The organism is Kytococcus schroeteri (assembly GCF_042433515.1).
In the GTDB taxonomy this organism is placed as follows: Bacteria; Actinomycetota; Actinomycetes; order Actinomycetales; family Dermatophilaceae; genus Kytococcus; species Kytococcus schroeteri.
The window spans coordinates 35,362-43,224 of the sequence record NZ_JBHLVH010000015.1; the positions used below are offsets into that span (position 1 = coordinate 35,362).

The following is a 7,863-nucleotide window of genomic DNA, read 5'->3' on the forward strand; positions in this document are numbered from 1 at the left end:
GGCTGCGGCCTCGCCACCCCGACCACTTGGAGGTTTCCTCCAAGAATGCCCCGACGGTTCGGTGACGAAGCACGGCCCCGCCCCTGCTCCCCGCTTGCCAGAGTGGGGCCCGTGCTTGCGATCGTCTGCCCTGGACAGGGCGCCCAGACCCCCGGATTCCTCGCCCCTTGGCTGGAGCTGCCCGGCTTCGCCGACCGCATGGAGTGGCTCTCGGCGTGCGCAGGCCTCGACCTCGTGGCCCACGGCACCACCTCGGACGCCGACACCATCCGCGACACGGCCGTGGCCCAGCCGCTCATCGTCGGCTCCGGCCTGGTGAGCTTCCTGGCGCTCTTCGAGCATCCGGCCGAGGCCTACCGGATGGTGCGCGCCGGCGCCGGCCACAGCGTGGGTGAGATCACCGCCGCCGTGGGTGCGGGCGTGCTCACCGCCGAGCAGGCGATGGTGTTCGTGCGCGAGCGGGGCAAGGGCATGGCCGAGGCCTCGGCCGTCACGCCCACCTCGATGCGCGCCGTGGTCGGCGGTGACGAGGAGGAGGTCGTCGCCGCCGTGGAGGCCGCCGGCCTGACCGCCGCCAACCGCAACGGTGCCCGCCAGGTGGTGGCCGCCGGCACCGTGGAGCAGCTCGAGGCCTTCGCCGCCGCACCGCCCCGGGGCACCCGCGTCATCCCGCTGCAGGTGGCCGGCGCCTTCCACACCGAGCACATGGCCCCGGCCGTGGAGACGCTCGCCGGGTACGCCCGCGCCATGAGCACCCACGACGCCCGCATCGACCTGGTGTCCAACGCCGACGGCAACGTGCTGCGCTCTGGCACCGAGGTGCTCAGCCGCCTCGTCTCGCAGGTCTCCCGCCCCGTGCGCTGGGACCTGTGCATGGACTCCCTGGCCGACATGGGCGTCACCGGCGTCATCGAGATCCCGCCGGCCGGCGTGCTCACCGGCCTGGTGAAGAAGCACCTCAAGGGCGTGGAGGCCCTCGCCCTCAAGAGCCCCGAGGACCTCAACGAGGCGCGCCGCATGCTCCGCGAGCACGGCGAGGCCGCCACCGAGGGCGGCGACGCCCCCACCTGGCGCATGCTCGTCTCCCCCGGAAAGGGCACCGTGGACCTGTCGGGCTGCCAGAAGCCCGAGGGGGCCCGCGTCACCGCCGGCGAGCAGGTGGCCACCGTGCGCACCCTGCGCGAGGAGCTGCCGGTCCGCGCCACCGGCGACGGCCAGGTGGTCGAGTGGCTGGTCACCGACGGCGACCCCGTGCACCCCGGCCAGCCGCTGGTGCGCGTCCACCCCCGTCAGGAGGCGTGATGCAGGCCCTGCGCACCCAGACCACGCTGCGTCCGGCGGCCATCACCGGCGTGGGCGCCTACCGCCCCTCCCGCGTGGTGCCCAACGACGAGCTCGTGGAGGCGATCGACTCCTCCGACGAGTGGATCCAGCAGCGCACCGGCATCGTCGAGCGCCGCTGGGCCACCGAGGAGGACACCACCCTCTCGATGGCGACCGCCGCCGCCCGCGAGGCCCTCGAGGCGGCGGGCATCACCGGTGAGCAGATCGGTGCCGTCGTGGTGGCGACCGTCTCCAACCCGATGCGCACCCCCGGCGTGGCCCCGATGCTGGCCGCCGAGCTCGGCTCGCAGGCTCCGGCCTTCGACCTGTCCGCGGCCTGCGCGGGCTACTGCCACGGCATCGCCCTGGCCAACGACATGGTGGGTGCCGGCACGGCCGACCACGTGCTCGTGGTGGGCGTGGAGTACCTCAGCCAGTTCACCGACCTCAGCGACCGCGGCACGGCCTTCCTGTTCGCCGACGCCGCCGGTGCCGCCGTGGTCAGCCTGGCCGAGGCGTCCGGCATCAGCCCCACCGTGTGGGGATCGGACGGCTCGCAGTGGGAGCTCATCCGCACCCGCGAGGACGGCATGCTCACCATGACCGGCAACTCGGTGTTCCGCTGGGCCGTCTGGGAGATGGCCAAGGTCGCCCGCCGGGCGATGGAGGCCGCCGGGGTGACCGCCGAGGAGCTCGACGTCTTCATCCCCCACCAGGCCAACGCGCGGATCACCGCCGAGATGGTCAAGCAGCTCAAGCTGCCGGAGTCGGTCCGCGTCGCCGACGACATCCGCCACACGGGCAACACCTCGGCCGCGAGCGTGCCGGTGGCCACCGCGCGCATGCTCGCCGAGGGGCAGGCCCGCTCGGGCGACATCGCGCTGCAGTTCGGCTTCGGCGCCGGGCTGGTGTACGCCGCCCAGGTCGTGCGACTGCCCTGACATGCTCCCGCCGGTCCGGCGGGTCAACACCGGACCACGACAGGTCGGCAGCTGCCGACGACACCGGGCCCCCGGGCCCACCACCAGGAGGAATCCATGGCCCAGACCGACGACCAGATCCTGACCGTCCTCGCCGAGGTCGTCAGCGAGGAGACCGGCATCGAGCCGGCCGAGGTGACCCCGGAGAAGTCCTTCGCCGGCGACCTCGACATCGACTCCCTGTCGATGATGACCATCCTCGTGAACGTCGAGGAGAAGACCGGCGTCGCCATCCCCGACGAGGAGATGGGCAACCTGAACACCGTCGCCGACGCCGTGAACTACATCAAGACCCACCAGGCCTGAGGCCACCCCCGAGGGGCCGGGCGGCCTCTGCAGAACGCCCGGCTCCTCATCCCTGACTTCCCCTCACCACCACCGGAGGAACCATGACCGACGTCGTCGTCACCGGCCTGGGTGCCATCACCCCGCTGGGTGGCACCGCCCCCGAGAGCTGGAAGGCCCTGCTCGCCGGCACCTCCGGCGCGCGCGCCCTGCCGAGCGAGTGGAAGGAGCAGTACGGCCTTCCCGTGGAGTTCGCCGCCCAGGTGGTTGCCGACGTCGAGGACGTGCTGCCCCGCGTGCAGGTCAAGCGCCTGGACCGCACGGCCCAGTTCGCCCTGGTGAGCGCCAAGGAGGCGTGGGCCGACGCCGCCACCCCCGAGGTGGACCCGACGCGTCTGGCCGTGGTGATGGGCACCGGCATCGGTGGTGTGGTGACCGTGATGAACCAGTGGGACGTGCTGCGCGAGAAGGGCACCCGCCGCGTCTCGCCGCTCACCGTCCCGATGCTCATGCCGAACGCCGGCGCCGCCGCCGTCTCCCTGGAGCTGGGCGCCCGCGGCGCCTCGCGCACGCCGGTGAGCGCGTGCGCGTCGGGCGCCGAGGCCGTGGCCACCGGACTGGAGATCCTGCGCCGCGGCGAGGCCGACGTCGTCGTGGTGGGCGGCTCCGAGAGCTGCGTCCACCCCATGCCGATGGCGGGCTTTTCCCAGATGCAGGCCCTGTCCACCCGCAACGACTCCCCCACCACCGCCTCGCGCCCCTACGACACCGACCGCGACGGTTTCGTCCTCGGCGAGGGCGGGGGCGCGCTGGTGCTCGAGACCGCCGAGCACGCCGCGGCCCGTGGGGCCCGGGTCTACGCGCGGGTGCTGGGCGCCGGCATGACCTCCGACGCGCACCACATCGCCGCCCCGGAGCCCGAGGGCGTGGGCGCCGGCGACGCGATGACCTTCGCCCTGCGTGACGCCGGCGTGCGGGCCACGGACGTGGTCCACGTCAACGCGCACGCCACGAGCACCCCGGTGGGCGACGTGGCCGAGTCCAAGGCGATCCGCCGCGCGTTCGGCTCCGCGGCCGACGGCGTGGCCGTCTCGGGCACCAAGTCCCTCACCGGCCACCTGCTCGGTGGCGCCGGCGCCGTGGAGTCCGTGCTCACGGTCATGGCCCTGCACGAGCGCACCGCCCCGGCCACGGCCAACATCAACACCTTCGACGAGGCGATCGACCTCGACGTGGTGCGCGGCGAGCACCGCCCCCTGCCCCAGGGCGACCTGGTGGCGCTGAACAACTCGTTCGGCTTCGGCGGCCACAACGTGGCCATCGCCTTCGGGAGCGCGTCGTGACCGCCGCGCCCGGAACCCCGGCCGGGTCGCGCGTGAACGCCGCCGGAAAGCCGCCCCGCGAGGAGGACCCCCGCAACCCGGTGGCCCGCCTCGAGCGCTTCTTCGACGACGGCTCCTGCGAGCTGCTCACACCGTGGGGCGACGAGGGCATGGTGGCCGCCAAGGGCCTCGTCCAGGGCGTCGAGGTGGTGGCCTTCGCCGCCGACCCGACGATCCAGGGCGGCGCCATGGGCGAGGCCGGCTGCAAGGTCGTCCTCGTGGCCTACGAGGCGGCCATGGCCGCTGGCGCCCCCGTGGTGGGCCTGTGGCACTCCGGCGGCGCGCGCCTGGCCGAGGGCGTGGTGTCCCTGCACGCCGTGGGTGAGGTCTTCGCGGCCATGACCCACGCCTCGGGGCGCATCCCGCAGATCTCCCTGGTGCTCGGCCCGGCCGCCGGCGGCGCGGCGTACGGCCCGGCGCTCACCGACCTCGTGGTGCTCGGCCCCGAGGGCCGCGTCTTCGTCACCGGCCCCGACGTGGTGCGCTCGGTGACCGGCGAGCAGGTGGACGCCCTGCGCCTGGGCGGCCCCGAGCCGCACAGCCGCCGCTCCGGCGTGGTCCACGTGGTGACGAGCACCGACGACGAGGCCTTCGAGCGCACCCGCGCCCTGTGCGCCCTGCTGGGCGACCAGCGCAGCTTCGACACCGCCTCGGTGGTGGACCGCGACCTCGCGGCCACCTTCCCCACCTCTCCCAAGCGTGCCTACGACGTGCACCCGCTGGTGGCCGACCTGCTGGACGGCGACGGCGCCGGCGACGACCTCAACCCGATGGCCGTCACCCTGCCCCCGGACGCGGTCGAGCTCCACCCCCGCTGGGCGCCCAACATCGTCACGGTGCTCGGCCGCCTGGGCGGCCGCACGGTGGGCGTGGTGGCCAACAACCCGATGCGCCTGGGCGGCTGCCTGGACTCGTCCTCGGCGGAGAAGGCCGCGCGCTTCGTGCGCCTGTGCGACTCCCTCGGGGTGCCGCTCGTGGTGCTCGTGGACGTGCCGGGCTACCTGCCGGGCGTGGGTCAGGAGTGGGACGGCGTGGTGCGCCGCGGCGCCAAGCTGCTGCACGCCTTCGCCGAGGCCGTGGTGCCCCGCGTGACGCTGGTGACTCGCAAGACCTACGGCGGCGCCTACATCGCCATGAACAGCCGCTCGCTGGGTGCCACCAGGGTGTTCGCCTGGCCGCAGGCGGAGATGGCCGTGATGGGCCACGTGGCGGCCGTGCGCATCCTGCACCGCCGCAAGCTGGCCGAGGTGGAGGGCGAGGAGCGCGCCCGCCTGGAGCAGGAGCTGGCCGACGAGCACGCAGTGCTCTCCGGTGGACTGGCCCGCGGCATGGAGATCGGCGTCATCGACGACGTCATCGAGCCGGCCGTGACGCGCTCGCGCATCGTGGAGGCCCTGGCCGAGGCCCCGCAGCGCCGCGGTGAGCACAACAACATCCCGCTCTGAGGCCGGTCCCCGCTCCGCACGGGGCGGGGACCGCCCGCACGACGAGACGCCGGTGGGCACCCCACGGGGGCCCACCGGCGTCTCGTCGTCGCGCGGGCAGCGCGTCAGGAGGTCACGCGCCGGAGGCGGTCAGCCGGTGGCGTGCAGGTGGCGCACCGGCACGGCTTCTCCAGCGTGGCGGTAGACCTCCAGCTCGGCGTCCCATGCGGTGCCCAGCAGGCGGTCGATTCCGTCGGCCAGCGCCCGGGCGTCCCCATGGGTGGCGTCCAGGACGGCGCGCAGGCGGTTCTCGTGCACGACGGCGTCGCCGACGGCGTTCGTGGAGGCGTGGTGGATGCCGAGGCTCGGCGTGTGCGACCAGCGGGAACCGTCGGAGCCGACGGTGGGGTCCTCGGTGACCTCGTAGTGCACGCCGTCGAAGGGGCGCAGAGCGCTGGCCAGGGCGGCGCCGGTGCCGGGGCGGCCGTGCCAGGTGAACTCGCCACGCACCGCCCCGGGCTGGGCCGGCTGGTCGATCCAGTCGATGCGGGGGGCGCCCTGCACGCCGGCACGCATCAGGGCATGCTCGATCGCCCACCCGAGGTGGGGGCACAGCGCGGTGGGCGTGGCGTGGATGAAGACCACACCCGTCGCCCGGGCTCGCTGGTGGGGGCCGGACATCGCAACCTCCTGTGATCGCTCGACGTCTTCCCCAACGCCTCGATCCGTGGCGGTCGCCGCGGCTCCCTCAAGTTGTGCGCACAGTCTGCACCATGCGTCGAGGGCCCGCCAAGCGGCCCGCCCACTCGTCACCGCCGCCAGGCACCGGGGTGTCACGAGTCCGGCCCGGTTGGTGACAGGAGTCATGGGCGCCCGGGGCCACGACTGCGCACGATGGGGCCATGAACCGCAACGCGCTCGCCTTCCTCGCCCTGGCCGTCACCATGATCTACGGCGTCGGCTTCGCCCTCTTCGACACCCCCAGCCGGGCCTACGCCGTGGGCGGCGCCCTGCTGGTGGCCCTGTGCTGGATCGCCGTCGGCGCGCTGGGGCGCCACCACGGCCGGCAGCTCGACTGAGCCCGCGCACCACCGCCGTCGACGCGCATCACGCAGCACCCGTCCACGGCATCGACGCCCGGACCCACGACCTGTGGGCCCGGGCGTCCGCCGTCCGGGGAGGGACCGAAGTGGGCCAGGTGGGGCTTGAACCCACGACCGACGGATTATGAGTCCGCTGCTCTGACCGGCTGAGCTACTGGCCCCGGTGCCCGAGGGGCGTCGCGAGGATAGTCTGTGCGGCGCTGACCCCGACCGGAGGACCTGACCCACGTGCGCATCGTCCGCATCGCCAACTTCGTGGCCCCCAACTCGGGGGGCATCCGCACCGCCCTGCGCCACTGGGGCGAGGAGTACCGCGCGCGCGGCCACGAGGTGCACCTGGTGATCCCCGAGCCCGGTGAGCCCCACGAGCTGCAGAGCCAGGGCCACGTCCACCACCTGCCGGCCACGCCGACCGGCGCCGGCTACTCCCTGATGTGGGCGCGCCGTCCCGTGGCGCGTCTGCTCACCGAGCTGGCCCCCGACCGCCTCGAGGTGCACGACCGCGCCACGCTGCGCTGGCTGGGCCCGTGGGCGCGCCGCCACGGCATCCCCACGATGATGCTGAGCCACGAGAACATGACCGGCATCCTCGTGCGCCGCCTGCACTCCCCGCAGGGTCTGGCCGAGCGGACCGCGGACTTCATCAACCGCAAGTCCGCCAAGGACTACGACCGCATCGTGTGCCCGAGCCACTACGCGGCCGCAGAGTGGCGCCGCTTCGGGGCCGATGCGCGCGTGGTGACCCTGGGCGTGGACCTCGAGTCCTTCCAGCCGCCGGCCGAGCGCTCCCCGCTCACCCCGGACGGGCGCGAGCGGCCCGAGGGACAGGTGCAGATCGTGCACTGCGGGCGCCTCTCCCCGGAGAAGAACCCCGGCCTGACCCTCGGCGCCCTGCGCGAGCTGGTGGACCGCGGCGTGGACGCCCACCTCACGGTGCTGGGGCACGGCCCGATGCGTGAGGAGCTCATGGAGTCCTCCGCCGACCTGCCCGTCACCTTCCACGAGTACATCTCCGGACGGCAGGCCCTGGCCGAGGTGCTGGGCCGCGCGGACCTGGCCATCTCCCCCGGTCCGGTGGAGACCTTCGGCCTGGCGGCCCTCGAGGCCCTGGCGTGCGGGGTGCCCGTGGTGTGCCCCGACGAGGGGGCGCTCTCCGAGGTGGTCGGCCCCGCCGGCGCCGTGGCCCCTTCCCGGCCGGAGGCCTTCGCCGACGCCGCCCTGGACGTCCTGGGCCGCGGTGACCTCACGGACGTGGCGCGCACACAGGCCGAGCGCTTCAACTGGGAGGACTCCACGAGCCAGATGCTGGCCATCCACGCCGAGCTGGGCTGAGGACGGCCGCGTCGCCCGGGCCCGCGGCCCGGGC

The 7,863-nt window shown here is 74.1% G+C and carries 8 protein-coding genes and 1 tRNA gene; 7 read left to right on the top strand and 2 right to left on the bottom strand.

The window, feature by feature from the left end:
• Window positions 1-111 precede the first annotated feature (111 nt).
• The 5 genes from ACFFHC_RS08395 (at window position 112) to ACFFHC_RS08415 (ending at window position 5,415) form a co-directional block, all read left to right on the top strand.
• On the top strand, window positions 112-1,302 hold the full coding sequence (locus tag ACFFHC_RS08395; RefSeq protein WP_379804623.1) for an acyltransferase domain-containing protein: 1,191 nt from the start codon (window positions 112-114) through the stop codon (window positions 1,300-1,302).
• A complete protein-coding gene (locus ACFFHC_RS08400; RefSeq protein ID WP_070703334.1) occupies window positions 1,302-2,264 on the top strand; it encodes a beta-ketoacyl-ACP synthase III in 963 nt (320 codons plus the stop codon). Before ACFFHC_RS08395 ends, ACFFHC_RS08400 begins: the two co-directional genes overlap by 1 nt.
• A 96-nt stretch (window positions 2,265-2,360) precedes the next feature.
• Window positions 2,361-2,609: an acyl carrier protein gene (locus tag ACFFHC_RS08405; RefSeq protein ID WP_070703333.1), complete on the top strand. Its 249-nt coding sequence runs from the start codon at window positions 2,361-2,363 to the stop codon at window positions 2,607-2,609.
• An 83-nt stretch (window positions 2,610-2,692) separates the two neighbouring features.
• The gene (locus tag ACFFHC_RS08410; RefSeq protein WP_379804627.1) at window positions 2,693-3,931 is read left to right on the top strand and encodes a beta-ketoacyl-[acyl-carrier-protein] synthase family protein; all 1,239 of its coding nucleotides are present in this window, start codon (window positions 2,693-2,695) and stop codon (window positions 3,929-3,931) included.
• A complete protein-coding gene (locus ACFFHC_RS08415; protein WP_083323368.1) occupies window positions 3,928-5,415 on the top strand; it encodes an acyl-CoA carboxylase subunit beta in 1,488 nt (495 codons plus the stop codon). The genes ACFFHC_RS08410 and ACFFHC_RS08415 overlap by 4 nt, the downstream gene beginning before the upstream one ends.
• 129 nt (window positions 5,416-5,544) lie before the next feature.
• Here ACFFHC_RS08415 and ACFFHC_RS08420 read toward each other — a convergent pair whose 3' ends face one another.
• On the bottom strand, window positions 5,545-6,075 hold the full coding sequence (locus ACFFHC_RS08420) for a DUF3145 family protein (protein WP_070705904.1): 531 nt from the start codon (window positions 6,073-6,075) through the stop codon (window positions 5,545-5,547).
• A 221-nt stretch (window positions 6,076-6,296) separates the two neighbouring features.
• On the opposite strand from ACFFHC_RS08420, the gene ACFFHC_RS08425 reads away from it, so the two are divergent.
• Window positions 6,297-6,473, top strand: coding sequence for a hypothetical protein (locus ACFFHC_RS08425; protein WP_180802221.1), 177 nt, complete (start codon window positions 6,297-6,299; stop codon window positions 6,471-6,473).
• A gap of 111 nt (window positions 6,474-6,584) precedes the next feature.
• Here the strand turns inward: ACFFHC_RS08425 and ACFFHC_RS08430 are convergent.
• A tRNA-Ile gene (locus tag ACFFHC_RS08430) sits at window positions 6,585-6,658 on the bottom strand.
• Between the two features lie 67 nt (window positions 6,659-6,725).
• Between ACFFHC_RS08430 and ACFFHC_RS08435 the strand changes: the two genes are divergently transcribed.
• The gene (locus ACFFHC_RS08435; protein ID WP_070705902.1) at window positions 6,726-7,829 is read left to right on the top strand and encodes a glycosyltransferase; all 1,104 of its coding nucleotides are present in this window, start codon (window positions 6,726-6,728) and stop codon (window positions 7,827-7,829) included.
• Window positions 7,830-7,863: the final 34 nt, after the last annotated feature.

Bases quoted from the DNA above. Each gene is read 5' to 3' on its own strand.
- ACFFHC_RS08400 (WP_070703334.1), top strand. From the start codon at position 1,302: ATGCAGGCCCTGCGCACCCAGACCACGCTGCGTCCGGCGGCCATCACC.
- ACFFHC_RS08405 (WP_070703333.1), top strand. From the start codon at position 2,361: ATGGCCCAGACCGACGACCAGATCCTGACCGTCCTCGCCGAGGTCGTC.
- ACFFHC_RS08410 (WP_379804627.1), top strand. From the start codon at position 2,693: ATGACCGACGTCGTCGTCACCGGCCTGGGTGCCATCACCCCGCTGGGT.
- ACFFHC_RS08420 (WP_070705904.1), bottom strand. From the start codon at position 6,075: ATGTCCGGCCCCCACCAGCGAGCCCGGGCGACGGGTGTGGTCTTCATC.
- ACFFHC_RS08425 (WP_180802221.1), top strand. From the start codon at position 6,297: ATGAACCGCAACGCGCTCGCCTTCCTCGCCCTGGCCGTCACCATGATC.